Origin of the sequence: Streptomyces tubercidicus, from assembly GCF_027497495.1 — a bacterium.
Classification (GTDB): Bacteria; Actinomycetota; Actinomycetes; order Streptomycetales; family Streptomycetaceae; genus Streptomyces; species Streptomyces tubercidicus.
The window spans coordinates 3372091-3387623 of record NZ_CP114205.1 but is presented as its reverse complement, the minus strand read 5'-3'; the positions used below and the strand labels follow the sequence as shown (position 1 = coordinate 3387623).

Annotated in this window: 9 protein-coding genes; 6 read left to right on the top strand and 3 right to left on the bottom strand. The window is 69.4% G+C overall.

What is annotated here, in order from left to right; genetic code table 11:
* The first annotated feature begins 382 nt into the window (after nt 1–382).
* Nucleotides 383–3979, top strand: coding sequence for a DNA polymerase III subunit alpha (dnaE, locus tag STRTU_RS14495; protein ID WP_159743916.1), 3597 nt, complete (start codon nt 383–385; stop codon nt 3977–3979).
* Nucleotides 3976–4242 carry a DUF6300 family protein gene (locus STRTU_RS14490; RefSeq protein ID WP_159743915.1) on the top strand — a complete coding sequence of 89 codons (267 nt, stop codon included), beginning with the start codon at nt 3976–3978 and terminating at the stop codon, nt 4240–4242. The genes dnaE and STRTU_RS14490 overlap by 4 nt, the downstream gene beginning before the upstream one ends.
* Nucleotides 4243–4273: 31 nt before the next feature.
* On the opposite strand, the gene STRTU_RS14485 is transcribed toward STRTU_RS14490, so the two are convergent.
* Both STRTU_RS14485 and STRTU_RS14480 read right to left on the bottom strand, forming a co-directional pair.
* Nucleotides 4274–4459 (bottom strand): hypothetical protein, encoded by a 186-nt coding sequence (locus tag STRTU_RS14485; protein WP_246240518.1) that lies wholly within the window; start codon nt 4457–4459, stop codon nt 4274–4276.
* Complete coding sequence (locus STRTU_RS14480; RefSeq protein WP_159743914.1) at nt 4456–4665, bottom strand: hypothetical protein; 210 nt, start codon at nt 4663–4665, stop codon at nt 4456–4458. Before STRTU_RS14480 ends, STRTU_RS14485 begins: the two co-directional genes overlap by 4 nt.
* Nucleotides 4666–4863: 198 nt before the next feature.
* Here STRTU_RS14480 and STRTU_RS14475 point away from each other — a divergent pair, with 198 nt between their 5' ends.
* A complete protein-coding gene (locus STRTU_RS14475) occupies nt 4864–6204 on the top strand; it encodes an NsdA family TPR-like regulatory protein (protein ID WP_159743913.1) in 1341 nt (446 codons plus the stop codon).
* Here the strand turns inward: STRTU_RS14475 and STRTU_RS14470 are convergent.
* On the bottom strand, nt 6191–6727 hold the full coding sequence (locus STRTU_RS14470) for an NUDIX hydrolase (protein ID WP_159743912.1): 537 nt from the start codon (nt 6725–6727) through the stop codon (nt 6191–6193). The two genes, STRTU_RS14475 and STRTU_RS14470, sit on opposite strands and share 14 nt — an antisense overlap.
* Before the next feature lie 329 nt (nt 6728–7056).
* Between STRTU_RS14470 and STRTU_RS14465 the strand changes: the two genes are divergently transcribed.
* From STRTU_RS14465 to STRTU_RS14455, 3 genes are all read left to right on the top strand, one after another.
* Nucleotides 7057–9645 (top strand): DUF6603 domain-containing protein, encoded by a 2589-nt coding sequence (locus STRTU_RS14465; RefSeq protein ID WP_159743911.1) that lies wholly within the window; start codon nt 7057–7059, stop codon nt 9643–9645.
* 119 nt (nt 9646–9764) lie between these two features.
* Nucleotides 9765–11972, top strand: coding sequence for a hypothetical protein (locus STRTU_RS14460; RefSeq protein WP_174878868.1), 2208 nt, complete (start codon nt 9765–9767; stop codon nt 11970–11972).
* Between the two features lie 40 nt (nt 11973–12012).
* Nucleotides 12013–15465: a hypothetical protein gene (locus tag STRTU_RS14455; RefSeq protein WP_246240511.1), complete on the top strand. Its 3453-nt coding sequence runs from the start codon at nt 12013–12015 to the stop codon at nt 15463–15465.
* Nucleotides 15466–15533 lie beyond the last annotated feature (68 nt).

Below are 15533 nucleotides of genomic sequence, written 5' to 3'. Positions count from 1 at the left end.
AGCACAAGAAACCCGCACAAGGCCGCATGGTCGTCTTGTGCGGGTTCTTGCTTATGAACATGAGTTCACGGCCGCGTCGTATCTGGCAGGTGCCGTACCCCAGCGGCAGCACAGGTCACCCTGACACGAAAGTGCCCTATTCAGCCATCTGCACACGGCTATGGCCACAAGATCAGCACAGCTGATCGGCAGGGCAGGCCCAGCCTTGGTGCGTGAATGTCCGCCATTCCGGTGACCCCGATTGCGTCGACCGTCGTAACTCCAGGTCAGACCGGCGACCCACCACTCTGACCCGTTTGCCGCCTGTGAAGCCGGCGTTTCGCGTGGCCCATGGCGACTAGTGTGGGGCGCACCGCAGAGCCGAACTGGAGTGTCCTGCCCCATGGTTGACAGCTTCGTCCACCTGCACAACCACACCGAATACTCGATGCTCGACGGTGCGCAGAAACTCAATCCGATATTCGCCGAGGTCGACCGTCAGGGCATGCCTGCGGTCGCGATGAGCGACCACGGCAACATGTTCGGTGCGTACGAGTTCCATCAGGTATCCAAGGGCTTCGAGAGCGTCAAGCCGATCATCGGGATCGAGGCGTACGTCGCGCCTTCTTCTCGCCGCAACCGTAAGCAGGAGTTTTGGGGTCCGGGCGGGCAGCGCGCCATGTCGGACGACGGCGAGGGTTCGAAGGATGTCTCAGGTGGTGGCCGCTTCACCCACATGACAATGTGGGCCGAGAACGTCCAGGGCTTGAAGAATCTCTTCTACCTGTCGACCGAGGCCAGCTACACGGGTCAGTTCCCGGCCGGTAAACCGCGCATGGACATGGAGCTGATCGCCGAGCACGCCGCGGGCATCATTGCCACAACCGGCTGCCCCTCCGGCGCGATCCAGACCCGGCTGCGGCTGAACCAATACGACGCGGCGAAGCAGGTCGCCTCTGACTACCAGGAAATTTTTGGCAAGCAGAGCTACTTCCTGGAGCTGATGGACCACGGGCTGTCCATCGAGAAGCAGGTCCGGGACGGGCTGATGCGCTTGGCCAAGGAACTGAACATCCCGCTCCTGGCCACCAACGACGCGCACTACATCCACGCGGACCAGGCCGACGCGCACGACAACCTGCTGTGTATCGGTGTCGGCAAGAACAAGGCGGATGAGAAGCGGTTCCGTTTCTCGGGCAATGACTACTACCTCAAGACCGCAGCCGAGATGCGCGGGCTCTTCTCCGAGCTGCCCGAGGCGTGCGACAACACGCTGCTGATCGCTGAGCGGGTTGGCTCGTACGGCGAGGTCTTCGACAACGTCGATGAGATGCCCCAGTTCCCCGATGTACCAGAAGGGGAGACGCAGGAGTCATGGCTGCGCCAGGAGTGCCTGAAGGGTCTCGCCATGCGCTACGGCGACCCGATCCCGGCCGAGGTCATCGAGCGCTTCGAGACCGAGATGTCGATCATCGGGCCGATGGGGTTCTCCAGTTACTTCCTCGTCGTCGCGGACATCTGCAAGTACGCACGCGACAGCGGGGTGCCGGTCGGTCCTGGTCGTGGTTCAGCCACCGGCTCGATCGTGGCGTACGCGACCCGCATCACCGAGCTGTGCCCGCTGGAGCACGGCCTGCTGTTCGAGCGGTTCCTCAACCCGGAGCGCATCAACCCACCGGATGTCGACCTCGACTTCGACGACCGCCAGCGCGACAAGATGGTGCGATACGTCACCGAAAAATATGGCGACGAGTACACCGCCATGGTGAACACGTTCGGCAAGATCAAAGCCAAGAACGCGATCAAGGACAGCTCGCGCATCCTCGGCTACCCGTTCCAGCACGGGGAGCGGATCACGAAGGCCCTGCCCGACGACATCATGGGCAAGTCAATCCCACTGGACGGCATCTTCGATCCCGAGCACCCGCGCTACGTCGAGTGCGGCGAGATCCGGCAGATGTACGAGAACGAACCGGACGTCCAGAAGGTCATCGACACGGCCAAGGGCGTCGAGGGCCTGACTCGCGGTACCGGTGTGCACGCAGCCGCGGTCATCCTGTCCAAGACCAGGCTGACCGAGCGCATCCCGCTGCACATGCGGGCCAAGGACGGCGTCAAGATCACCGGATTTGACTACCCCAGTTGCGAAGACATGGGGCTGGTCAAGATGGACTTCCTGGGTCTGCGGAACCTCGGTGTCATCGACCACGCCATCCAGAACATCCGCGAGAACCGTGGGATCAAGCTCGCCTGCGTCGACCCGGTGGACGCCGATACGGAAACAGTTGTCATCCCGCTCGACGACAAGAACACGTTCGAACTCCTCGGCCGGGGAGACACCTTCGGCGTCTTCCAGCTCGATGGCGGCGGTATGCGGGCCCTGCTGAAGCTGATGGAGCCGACCCGATTTGAGGACATCGCGGCTGCCCTCGCGCTGTACCGCCCCGGCCCGATGGCCGCCAACGCGCACACCAACTACGCGCTGCGGCAAAACGGCAAGCAGGAACCCGACCCGATCCACCCGGAGCTCAAGGAAGTCCTCGACCCCATCCTGGGCTCCACCCACCACCTGCTCATCTTCCAAGAGCAAATCATGGCTATCGCCCGAACCCTCGCCGGGTACACGCTCGGTGGAGCCGACATGCTGCGCCGCGCGATGGGCAAGAAGAAACCCGAAGTGCTGGCTGCCGAGTGGGAGAAGTTCCACGGTGGCATGAAGGGCAATGACTACTCGGAAGAGGCCATCAAGGCCATCTGGGACGTCATGCTCCCGTTCTCCGGGTACGCCTTCAATAAATCCCACACCGCCGGATACGGGCTGGTCAGCTACTGGACCGCCTACCTGAAGGCGAACTACCCGGCTGAGTACATGGCTGCGCTTCTGACGTCCGTCGGAGACGACAAGGACAAGGCCGGCATCTACCTGGCCGATGCCCGCAAGCTCGGCGTCACCGTCCTTCAGCCCGACGTCAACGAGTCCGTCGCAGAGTTCGCGGCCGTCGGCGACGACGTGCGTTTCGGCCTCCGCTCGGTGCGCAACGTCGGCGACAACGTCATCGAGGCGATCGTCTCGGCCCAGAAGTCCAAGGGAAAGTTCAGCTCATTCGCTGACTTCCTGGACAAGGTCGATCTTCCTGCGCTCAACAAGCGGGCGGTCGAATCACTCATCAAGGCCGGCGCCTTCGATTCGCTCGGCAACAGTCGCAAGGGCCTGACAGCCGTCCATGAAACGGCCATTGACGCGGTTGTGCCGCTGAAGAAGGCCGCCGCGTACGGGCAGGACGACCTGTTCGCGGGGTTTGGCGGCGAAGGCGGTGACGATGCCGGGTTCGGCATCGACCTCCAGATCGACGACAGCGAGTGGCCGCGCAAGCAGCTTCTTTCCACTGAGCGCGAGATGCTCGGAATGTACGTCTCAGCGCACCCTCTGGACGGCACTGAGCACATCCTCTCGGCCAGCCGGGACACCACCATCCCCGAGCTGCTGGCCTCCGGCCGCACGGAGGGCATGGTTCGCCTGTCGGGTCTGATCACCAGTGTCCAACAGAAGATGACCAAGCAGGGCAACGTGTGGGCGATCGTCAACCTCGCCGACCGTGACGGCACGATCGAGGTCCTGTTCTTCCCCGCCACTTACCAACTCGTCATGGGCGCCCTGGTCGAAGACAGCGTGGTGTCCGTACAGGGCCGCATCAACGACCGTGACGGCACCCTCAGCATCTTCGGTCAGGAGATGCAGGTGCTCGACGTTGCCTCAGCGGAGCGCACTGGCGCGGCGCCCGTCCTGCTCAGACTCCCCTACCACCGCATCAACGAGCGCGCGCTCAAGGAGATCAAGCGGATCATGGGGGCGCACCCAGGGGAGAGCCCGGTCCACCTCTCGGTGCGAGGGGTGCAGAAGACCATCGTCTACCAACTGCAATCCACTGTGGATGCGACCACGATCGCCTCTGACATCAAGGGCAGCTTCGGCCCAGACGCCTGGCAAGGCATGGCGTGACAGAGCGAGGCGAGGAGATCCTCCTCCAGCTCGACACGCCACCGAACTGCCCTCAATGCGAGGACGAAAGCCTGCTTCTGGCGCGGTTCCCGCACTCGTGGCGCAACGCCAGCGGTGACGCGGTACCCGGGATGAGGGAGGCGTTACTGTGCCGGTGCTGCAATCGCGGCGAGCAGCCTGCCGACGCGTTGATCGCGCTCTTCACCGTGGACGGGCTACTCGATCACCACAACGTCGATACGTTCGGCGAGTTGAGGACATGAGACTCCTATGGTGCGTAGACGGGTGCATCGCTCACTGGAAGTCACCGGACTCGATCCGCTGTTCCCGTGTCCGGACGACTCGCAGCCCTACGGGGTCCGGAGCCGGCCACACGCGTGAGCCACGTCGCAGCAGGTAGACGTCCTGGTGGATATCGGTCACGATCGCCCGTCGGCCGTCGCCTTCCACCTCGTCACCGACCTCGGGAAGTTCCTTCACCGCGATACGCCTTCCTGCGCGGTCTTCCGCCTGGCAATCGCCTGATCCAGCTGGATGGCGTACAGCTCCACCTGTCCCGGGTCCATGACGAGCAAGGACGGTTCGGTGGCGCCGTCGCGGTGGTGGACGGTCACCGACAGCGCGGCCTGTTGCGCGCGGGAGTCGTAGACGATGTCCCGCTGATTGATCGTGATGTGTGAGATCACAGGGTGTCTCCTCATCGGGGTCGGGGGAGGCACGGGGCGCGCCCAACCGCTCAGGGCGACGCGCGAGCAGGGCTGTCAAGCAGCCCGCTGAGGAAACCTCCCGACGGCTGGTAATCACTCAACTCCGCTCCGGCGCACCGGGTAAGGGAGCAGAGTGGAGAGACGGTTGAACGGGTTGAACGCTCGGGGGTTCACGAGATGGCACCACGATCAAGAACGCCGAACCTCGCGCTCGCCGGTCTCATGCGGGAAGGGGGAGTCGGAAACGCGCAGCTCGCGCGGGCGGTGAACCGGGCCGCCGCGGAACTCGGGTTGAGGTCGCACTACGACAAATCGTCGGTATCCCACTGGCTGAAGGGGTCCGTGCCCAAGAAGGAGGCGCGCGACGCGGTCGCCGAGGCGCTCTCGCGGCTTCTGAAGCGTCCCGTGAGCCCGGTGGAAGCCGGACTCGGCGTAAGCACCGAGCCAGGCGAACCGGCGGACATCGCGACGGGAGTGATGGATTTGGGCAGGGCCGATATGGACCCCTCGCGGCGCTCGGTACTCGGTGCCGGACTGTACTCGGCAGCGCTCGTCGTGCCGGGTTTTGACGCGGTCGCGGGGAGGGCGGAAGCGGCGGCGGCCGGTCGTACCGTACGGATCGGCATGGGCGACATCGAGACCGTCCGCAAGATGACGGAGAACATCGCGGACATCCTCGATGACCTCGGCGGGGCGCACGCCCGGCCGATGGCCGCCGCCTTTCTCGTCAACACCGTCGGCCCCTACCTGAAGGCCGACGGCACGGAGGAGGCCCGGAAGGCGATGCGGTCGGCCGCCGCCGATCTGGTCTATCTCACGGGCTGGATGGCCATGTACGAACGGGAACACCGCATCGGACAGCGGTACTACGTCAAGGCGCTGAAGCTTGCCGGTGCCGCAGAGGACCACCTCACCTACTGCCGCACCCTGCGCGGCATGGCCCTCCAGGCATCGAACCTCGGGCATGGCGCGAAGGCCCTCGAACTGGCCGACTCCGCCGCCGAAGCCGCACCCGTCGCGGGCCCTCGCCTGACCGCGTTCCTCCGGGGGCAGCAGGCGCACGGCGCCGCGATGGTGAAGGACCGCACCCAGGCGTTCACCCGGCTGCGGGAGGCCGAAACGGCCCTGTCACAGGCCGATGGCCGTAACGACCACATCGGCGGTTATGACCGTGCCGCCTACGAGTTCCATGTGGCGCATGTGCTGTGGGAACTGGGCGACCGCCCGGAGTCGGTCCGCGCGCTGCGCCGTGCGAACCGCTGCCGTCCGCCAGCGGAGCGCCAAGGACGGCTGCACGCCAACGGTCTCCTTGCCCGGCGCCTCCTTGCCATGCGGCACGTGGAGGAGTCGTGCGACGCGTGGGCCCGCTTCCTGGACGACTACACGGGTACCGCGGGCGCTCGCGGTGACGAGCACTTCGCCGCCCTGCGGGAGGGGCTCCGCCCGTATCGTCAGCTTCCCGCCGTGCGTCAACTGTCCGATCGGGCACGGGAAGTGGCACGGCTCAAGGCCGCGTAGGCACGTCCATGAGTACATACAGCAGCCCGACGAGCGAACCGCTGCTGACGACCTCCCGACGGTCGATCATCCCGCGCACCTGGTCGAGTGGGACCCACTCGATACGGTCGGATTCGTTCTTCTCCGTGGGCGGGCCGATGTGCGTCGCGCCGTCGGCCCGGAACACGTAATGCTGGGAGTCCGTGATGCCGTTCGCCGGCTCGGCATAGATCAACGGTTTCATGGGGCCGGGACGCCAGCCGGTCTCTTCTTCCACCTCACGAGCCGCAGCCTGCTCCGGAGTCTCGCCGGCCTCAATCAGCCCCATGGGCAACTCCCATGCCCAGGAGTCCGTGATGAACCGGTGCCGCCACATCATGAGGACTTCGCGGTGATCGTTGACCACTGCGGCTACGGCCAGATGACGCAGGCGTACGACGTGATGCTCCCAGCGTCGCCCGTCCGGCTGTTCGACATCGACGAGGCACAGGTTCACCCACTGGTTGGTGTAGATCTGCCGTTCCCCATGGGTCTTCCACAGCATGAACGCCGCCCCTTCTCACGTGGTGTCCCAGCATCTCAGAGGAGCCCCGCGCACCATACGGCTTGACCAGTGGGGATGTTCGGGGTGACCGCGACCTGAGCGATGGCCGAGCGATCACCTGCCCTCAAGCGCTACGTAATCACATGGCCACGTTCAGTGTTTTTGCGCCGCGGGAGGGGCCTTCCGGCCAAGTCGGGCCGGTGAGGTTGTGTCGTCTGCCGCATAGCGGACACAGTGGGCGGGGTTCCGCGCCGGGTATGTGTATTTCCTGCCGCTGGGGCCTTGTCTGGTCTGTCTATCCCTTCTGCGTGGTTCGGGGGCTGGAAGCTGTGACGGTATGTGTGGGCGAGATCCGGGAGATCCTGGAGCGGGCGGTGCCGGGGGAGGCCCTTGAGATTCCGGCGGCCTTTCTGGGCGACGGTGATGTGAGCCTGGTGTTCCACGGCGGTGTGCTGTGTGTGGACGACGCGCGGTGTGATCCCGAGGAGCTGTGGCTCACCGGACGGACCGTCACCACTGCGTCTCCGCTGCCGGTTCCGGTATGGATGGCGTTCACGGGGGAGGGCAAGGGGGATGGGGATGGGGAGGGGAATGGCGAGCGGGTGACCGGGGTGCTGGCCGTCGCCGATCTGGGTGGTGGCCGGGCGCTGGTGCTTGTCGACGGGGTGCCGGACGGGGCCGAACTGCGGCCGGGGGCCTGGGTGGTGAGGGAGGGCCGGGTCCTTCCGCTGACCGGGAGGCGGGCGGTGCCGGAGGTCGATCCGGAGCGGCTGGATGGTTTGGGGCGGCCGCTGCCGCCGGTTCGGTTCCGGGCCGCCGGCGAGCGGGAACGGGACCGTGCGCCGAGGGCGTTGCTGACCGAGCACGGCATTCGTACGCCCCGCCCTCCGGCGCGCCGCCGCCAGGGCGTGCGGCTGCTCGACTCCCCGGCGGTGCGCGGCTGGTCGCCGATCGGTACGCCCGGCGGTGAGAACGGGCTGACCGTCGACTATGTGAACCCGCCGCTGCGGATCGCCGGGGCGCTGACCGCGCTGCCGGCCGCCCCGCCGTACAAGACCGTGGTCGGCGGGGTGCTGCTGGTGGACACCGGCGCGTTCAACGGCTCCGCCATGGGGGCGTACGTGGTGCCCGACGGCAGCGGGGCCCAGCCGTCCCTGTTCGCGTACGGATCGCTGGGCAGCGAGACCGGGTTCGGCCCGCCGCTGTTCCAGGTGCGCGGTATCTCCGCCGGGTTCGGCTGGAACAGCCGGGTGCGGGTGCCGTCGGCCGACGCGCTGGGCAGCTTCCCGTTCCTGATCGCGCTCGACAACCCGGGCGAGATCGGCGCGGATGACGAAGAGGTCGATCCGCTCAGGGTGCTGAGCGAGCTGATCGGCGGCTCCAACCCGTGGGTGCGGCCGCAGGAGGGTGATCTGTGGTTCGCCGCCGGGCTGGCCTTCGACTGCTTCGAGACCCTGCGCGGCCACGCCATGGCGCTGGTGCAGACCGGCTCGGACCTGACGATCAGTCTGCTCGGGGTGGCCGGTGCCCAGCTGCCCACCAAGAGCGACAAGAAGATCGCCCGGGTGGAGATCGGCATCGAGGCGACCCTGCGGCCCACCGCGGGGGAGCTGAGCATCAGCGCCGGCTTCACCGAGAAGACCTTCCTCATCGACCCGAACTGCAAGCTCCGCGGCGGCGTCGGGATGAAGTTCTGGTTCGGGGAGCATGCACAGGCCGGTGACTTCGCGCTGATCCTCGGTGCGCTGCCGCGCGGACGGGAGCTTCCGGCGCGCTATCCCAAGCAGCAGCCCGCCGGGATCACCTGGGGCGTCGGCTCCACGGTCAACATCACCGGCAGTGCGTACGCCGCGTTCACCCCGAAGTCGCTGATGGCCGGCGGCGGACTGGACGTGACCTTCCAGTCGGGGATGCTGCGGGCCTGGCTCAGCGCACGGTTCGACGCCCTGCTGGAGTGGAATCCGTTCTATTTTGACGTGGGGCTGGGGATCAGGGTCGGGGTCTCGGCCACCATCAAGGTGTGGTTCGTCAAGGTCAGGATCTCCATCGAGGTGGGGGTCAGCCTGCGGGTGTGGGGGCCCGCGGTCGGCGGCGAGGCCACCGTCCACCTGTGGTTCATCTCCTTCACCATCGGCTTCGGGGCCCGCCGCCGCAGCGGGGAACCCGCGCTGGGCTGGGGCGGCTTCCAGGGCATGCTGCCCCCGCCGGAGAACATGGTCCGTACGACCCCGGTCACCGGCTACACCGGTGAGGGCGCCCCGGCCCTGCGCGCGGGGGCCAGGCCGTGGCTCGTCGACAGCGGCGGCTTCACCTTCACCGCCGACACCCAGGCACCGGTCAGCAGGCTGTACCTGGACCGCGACAGCACCACCCCGGTCGAGACCGACGAGACGCTGGACATCCTCCCCATGCGGCTCAAGGACCGGCAGAGCGAGCTGCGGGTATGGATCGGTTACGACGGCGGCGCGGACAGCCTGACGGACTGGTCCCGTACGGTCCTGCGCGGCAGCGTGCCCAACGGCCTGTGGGGCGAGCAGGCGGACGCCCCCGGCGACGGGCTGCTCCCCGGGCGGATCCTCGGGGTCCGGCTGGTGTCGCCGCCGGTGGACCACGGCACCTCCACCGGCTTCATCGATGAGAAGGGCCTCTCCTTCGACCCCATCGCGCCGGACGGCAACCTGCCGCTGTCCGCGGACGAGGAGGCGCCGGGGCCGGTGCCGCAGCGGCCCGGCGGGGTCATCGGCACGATCGCGGGCGGTATCGACGCCCCCGGCACCCGCACCCACCGCGCCGCGCTGGCCGAGGCGCTGACCGGGCTCGGCGCGGGGGCCGGACCCCTCGACAACGACCTGAGCGGGTACGCCCACGCCGCGGGCACGGCCTTCACGGCCGAACCGATGGTGGTGCCGGCCGGCTGAGCCAGTCGGCCCCTGTGGAGGGGCCCGCTCCGCCGTCGGTCCGTACGGATGGAACCGCCCTTTACGGAGGGACCGTCCCGCCTCCCGTCCCCGATTCCGCGCCCCGTCGAAAGGCCCCCGTGACCACCACCCCCGATTCCGCCCCCCGCCCCCGTACCAGCGCCCCCGCCGCCCGGCACCGCACCCGGTTCTTCGATCACCGCATCCCCTCCCTCTACGCGGGCCGGTACCGGATCGACAACCGGCAGATCCTCCGGGGCGTCGACGGCGACGACCGCACCATCGACGCCACCCCGCAGCCGTTCGACGTCATCCAGCCGCGCTTCGCCATCGACCCGTCCGGCATCAACGCACGCTTCCCGGTGCCGGACGCCGTCGGCAAGTACAGCCAGACCCTTCCGCATCTCAATCTCGACGCCCCCGGTCTGCCGTGGAGCCGCCGGCTCGGACCGGGCCACGGCGGCGAAGTGCCGTGGATGGCCCTGCTGTTGTTCCGGGAGGACGAACTCCCCGAGGACCGCGATGCCGTCGGCACCGTCGCCGCCGGGACCGTACGGGAGTTCCTCGACGGCGGGCTGGGACCCGGCAAGACGCCCCGGCTGTCCCCGGAGAGCATCCGGCCCGAGGAGTACGACGAGCACTGTGCGACGGTCCTGGTCCCCGCGGCGCTCTTCGACGCGCTCGCACCGCTGCCCGTGGAGATGGGCTACCTCGCCCACGTCCGGGAGGGCGGCCCGCCCGACGCCACCCTTGCCGGGGACGACCCGGAACCGGACGAGAAGGAGCTCAACGCGGTCGTCGTGGCCAACCGGTTCCCCGCCGCCACCGGCGGCCGGCACGTCCTGCACCTGGTCTCCCTCGAAGGGTTCGACCCGTATCTGACCGGCCCGGCTCCGGCCGAAGGCGTCCGGCTGGCCTCCCTCACCTGCTGGTCCTTCACCAGTGAGCCGGACTCCGGTACCGGCTTCGGCGATGTCTGCCAGCATCTGGCCACCACCGACGGCAGCACCCCGCGCCCCGGCGCGGAACTGCGGCTGCGGGTACCGGCCGACGCACCGGACCGGCCGACGGCCCCGCAGCAAGAGGCCCTCGACCGGATGGCGGGCGGCGCCGTCGCGCTGCCGCAGCGTCTGGAGACCGGGGAGCGCACCGTCGCCTTCCACCGCGGCCCGCTGACCGCCCGCCCCGCCCCCGAGCTGCCCGGCCCGGCGGCGACCCGGCTGGAATCGTCCGGCGAGGCGCTGATCTACCTGGAGAAATACGGGGTCTTCGACACCGCCTACGCCGCCGCCTTCACCGCCGGACGGGTCCTCGCACTGTCCGACGACCGCTTCCGCAGCGCGCTGATGGCGTTCCGGTCCGCCGCCCGCAGCGCCGTGCGCCGTCTGGCGTCCCATCCCCAACTGGCCGGGCGGGAGGCGGTGTCCGCCCGTCAGCTGACCGCGCCGCTGGCGTATGAATCCTTCGACCGGATGCTGCTGGACGGCGACGGCGCCCGCTTCACCCGGGCGGTGGACCGGGCCGGGCCGGAGCTGCGGGCCGGGCGTCGCCGGACCGTCGCCACCGGCGTCCGCCGCACCCCCGCGGATCCGCGGACCCTGCTGGCCGTCCCGGGCGTCGCCGAGGCCCTGACCCGGGTCGCGGAGGACGAGTTCACGACCGTGACCGACTGGCTCGACCGGCTGCGGCGGCTGGAGATGCTCGGGCTGGAGCATCTGGTCCCCGACGACCGGGCGCTGCCGCCGGAGAGCATCCGGTTCGCCTACGCCGACCCCTGCTGGATCCGGGCCGCGGTGGACGGCGCCCTCAGCATCGGCGTCGGCCACGCCCTGGACGCCGACCTCAACGCACTGGCCACCCGCGGCGGACCGGTCCCGGCCTGCGCGGTGCTGCTGCACTCCCAGCTGGTCCCGAACTGGCCGCGGACCATCATCACCGCCTACGCGAACGGCACGGCCGTCGAACCACTGCGCAGCGCCCTCTACGGAACCGAGATCCAACTGCTGCTCTACCCGCGGCTGATCGACCGTTTCGAGCTGGCCGAACCGCCGCGCGGCATCTGCTTCGGCATCGGTGACGTCGGCACCGTCGAACTCCGCGAGATCAGCGGAGACCGCATCGGCTACCCCAAGGGCGAGTTCCCGCGCCCGGCCGGATTCGGCCGCTTTCTGCGCCCCGGCAAGCACGACGTCCTCAACGTCGACGGCAGCGGCGACGCCCTGGTCCCGGCCCTGTCACAGGCGCACGGCGTACCGCGGATCTCGTCCGCCCAGTTCGCCCTCCAGCTGATCAACGCCCCGCAGGTGCAGACCTTCTCCCGGCCGTGACCGCCACCCGCTGAGCGACGAACGAAAGGACCACCGGACCATGTCCGTGGACACCACCCTGGTCGTACCGGTCGAGGTCGCCGCCCTGGCCGTCAACCGGCAGACCCGCGACACCGGCAACGAGCATGTGATCAACCGCTGGATCACCAACTACAGGGACATCGGCGACGGTGTCCCGCCCGAGCCGGAGCCCTTCGCCGGTGCCGAGGAGTGGACCGGCCGCGAGGACCGGCTCGGCGTCTACCTCCAGTGGGAACTCCCCGCCGCGCTCACCCGCGGCCGGCACGACGAGGAGGAGGGCGTCGGGGACTTCCCGCTGGTGCCCAACCGGTGGCTGGTCGTCCGCCACACCGACGGCGACCGCTCGCTGACGGCCTGGGTCGTCGAGAGCGACTATCTCGACCCGATGGACGGCACCGTCTCCTTCCAGGACCCGGACAGCGACGAACCGGCCGCCACACTGATCGGCAAGTGCCATGAACTCACCGGCCCCTGGCGCGAACCGGCCGCCCGGCACGCGCCCTTCCTCACCGCGATCGGCCCCGGTCTGCTGACCTTCTCGGTCTTCCAGCCGTACAACACGAATGTGTTCTCCCTGCACGACACGCTGGAGGGCGTACCGGACCGGGAGCGGCTGAGCTACTTCGTCGCCGGGTGGTACGCCGATCCGGACAGCGACATCCTGGCCGACGCGGACGACCTCACGGCCCTCCTGGACCGCCTGCAGTGGACCCGGCCCGCCGGTTCCGGCAGCGGCATCCGCACCTCCGTCTACACCGGGACCGTGCTCGGCCTGGACTGGGACCTCACCGGCCCGGTCCCGGAATCCGACTGCCCGCACCGCGACGACGTCACCCCCATCGTCGCCAACAGCGTCGCCGAGGCGGCCGCCGAGCTGAGCGCCCAGGCCGATGGCGAAGCGGCCTTCGGCGCCCAGGACGCGGAGCTGTTCCGCGCCTTCCTCCTCGGCGGCATCGACGCCCTGGACGAACGCGACCGTCCCGAGGCCGACATCCTCACCGACCGCCGCGCCCATGACACCGCCTTCGGCCCGGTCCCGGGCGGCTACCGCTGGTTCATCGGCGAACGCGGCGACGACCCCGGCCGCGCTGCCGCCCCGCCCGCCGCCCGCGCGGCCGAGCAGGACACCGTCGCCGAACTCAACCGCAAACAGGCCGAGCACGACGCCACCGAAGCCGCGCTGGACGCCGCCCGGGAACGCCTCTACCACCTGTGGTGGCTCAGCCAACTGCCCCGCCAGTCGGATGAGTTCCGCGACCGGATCGGGCACGAACTCGACCCCGCGTACGCCGGGGGCGCCGCCGGTCAGGTCACCGCCCTCGCCCGGCGGCTCGGCGAGCAGCGCCGTACGGTGCCCTGGGGCAGGACCGAAGCGGCGCTGGCCGCGCGCACCGCCGAGCTCTACCCCGCCCACGGGCCGCGCGCCGCTCGCCGGCTGATCCGCGTCCCCGCCCAGGACTACGACTACTGCGCCGACCCGGTCCTCGCGCTCGACGGTGCCCACCTCCACGCCCCGCTCACCCGGGACACCGCCCTGCCGTGCCGCACCCCCGAACGGCTGGTCACCCGCGCCTCGGGCATCACCACCGCCGATGTCGCCGCCGTCGCCCGGCAGATCGACCTCACCCACCAGCCCGCCTGCTTCCCGGCCCTGCTCAGCGAGTTCCTCATCCTCGACCGCGCCCTGAAGACCGGCGCGATCCGCGAGGTCACCGGCACCCTGCCGGAATGCGGCACCACCGCGTGGCGGATGCCGTGGCAGCCGCTCTACCTGCTGTGGAAGGCCGAATACTTCCCGCTGCCGTTCCGCGAGGGCGACACCGACCACTGGGCGTTCATCGAACGCTCCCGCTACCAGTGGCAGGGGACCGGCGAACCCGGCACCCCCCTGATCGTCTCCGGACGGCAGATGCTCGCCCCCGCCGCCGGGCACGCCCTCGACGGCGACCTGGAGAGCTACGCCCGCCTCCGCACCGGCCTCCCCGACGGCACGATGCGGCGGCTGCGCACCGGAGCCCGGGAACGGGACCTGCTCTCCCAGACACTCGACGGCTTCGGCGCCGCCCTCGCCCAGCGGCAGCCGCTCTCCGGGCTCCAGCCCACCGGCGAGCCCGCCGACCTCATCGGCAACGGCGACTACCCGCCACCGGACCCCGGCGGTCTGCCCGCCAGCGACTGGGACGAATGGCCCCCGTCGACGTTCCAGGAACTGCGCGCCGGCCAGCTGGCGTTCCTCGATCTGGCCGTCGTCGACCGCTTCGGACGTGCCGTCAACCTGATCGACAACCCGAGCCACTTCCGGCCCGAGATGTCCCGCACCATGCGACCGGCCCACCCGGTCAGCGGCTACGACAGCGACCGCCTCGTCGAACTCGGCCCGCGGCTGCTCCAGCCCGCCCGTCTGCGCTTCGACTTCCTCTCCGCCGACGGGGACGAGGACGCAGACGGCGATGTCGACCTGACCCCTGGCGCCAACCCCGTCTGCGCCTGGCTGCTGCACAACCGCCTGGACCGCTCCCTGGTCGTCCACGCGGCCGACGGCGCCGCCCTCGGCGAACTGCGGGTCACGCTCAACGCCGCCGGGCGCCACGAGGTCTCCTGGTCGGTGCTGCCCGGCTCGGACGTCACCGACTTCGACCGGCTGCGGGACCGTTCGCGGCACGCCTACGACCTGCTGGACGCCGTCCGGAGCCGTGGCCCGGAGACCTTCGACGCGTTCCGGGCCACGGTCGACCGGACCCTGGAGACCATCGACCCGGAGGGCCCCGCCGACCCCGGCCTCGGCTTCTTCCTCGGCAGGCCGCTCGCCCTGGTGCGCACCCGGCTCACCATGGACCTGCACGGCCCGCTGCGTACCGACGTCAGCTGGCAGGCCCTGTTCGAACCGCCGCAGCCGGAACTGCCGGACTACCCCTGGGCGATCCGCCTCGGCGAGGCCACGCAGACCGACGACGGCCTCGTCGGCTACGTCCTCGACGACGACTACGACCACTTCGAGACGGTGATCGACCCGGCCGCCGGCAGCGGCGGCTATCTGCGGCCGATCGGCGACAACCCCAGCCTGCACCTGAACTTCGGCGACCACCGCACCGCCGTCGCCACCGTGCTGCTGGATCCCCGCGCCGCCGTGCACGCCACCACCGACATCCTCGCCACCCGGCGCGTCTTCGTCCCGCAGGAATTCACCGACCCGGCCATCGCCCGGATGGCGGTGAACTTCCGTACCGGGCCCCTGCTCGCCGCCACCACCGGGCTGCGCGGCGCCCGGGACGAGGTCGCGGAAACCGTGCTCATGCCTACCCCGGCCGGTGTCGTCGGCACCTGGACCTGGACCGAGCAGCGCGGCCGCGCCTGGGAGAAGCTCCCGGTCCTCAGCCAGGACCAGTACGACCTGCCGCTGGCCCCGCCCGAACTCCGCTCCGGCTTCCTCACTCTCGACGACGCCGCCGCGCACAGCCGCACCGACCGCTGAGACCGCCCTACTCCGGCCGCGCCGCTCCTCTCCGGCAGAGGGCGGCGCGGCCCCTGATGGTTGAAGGA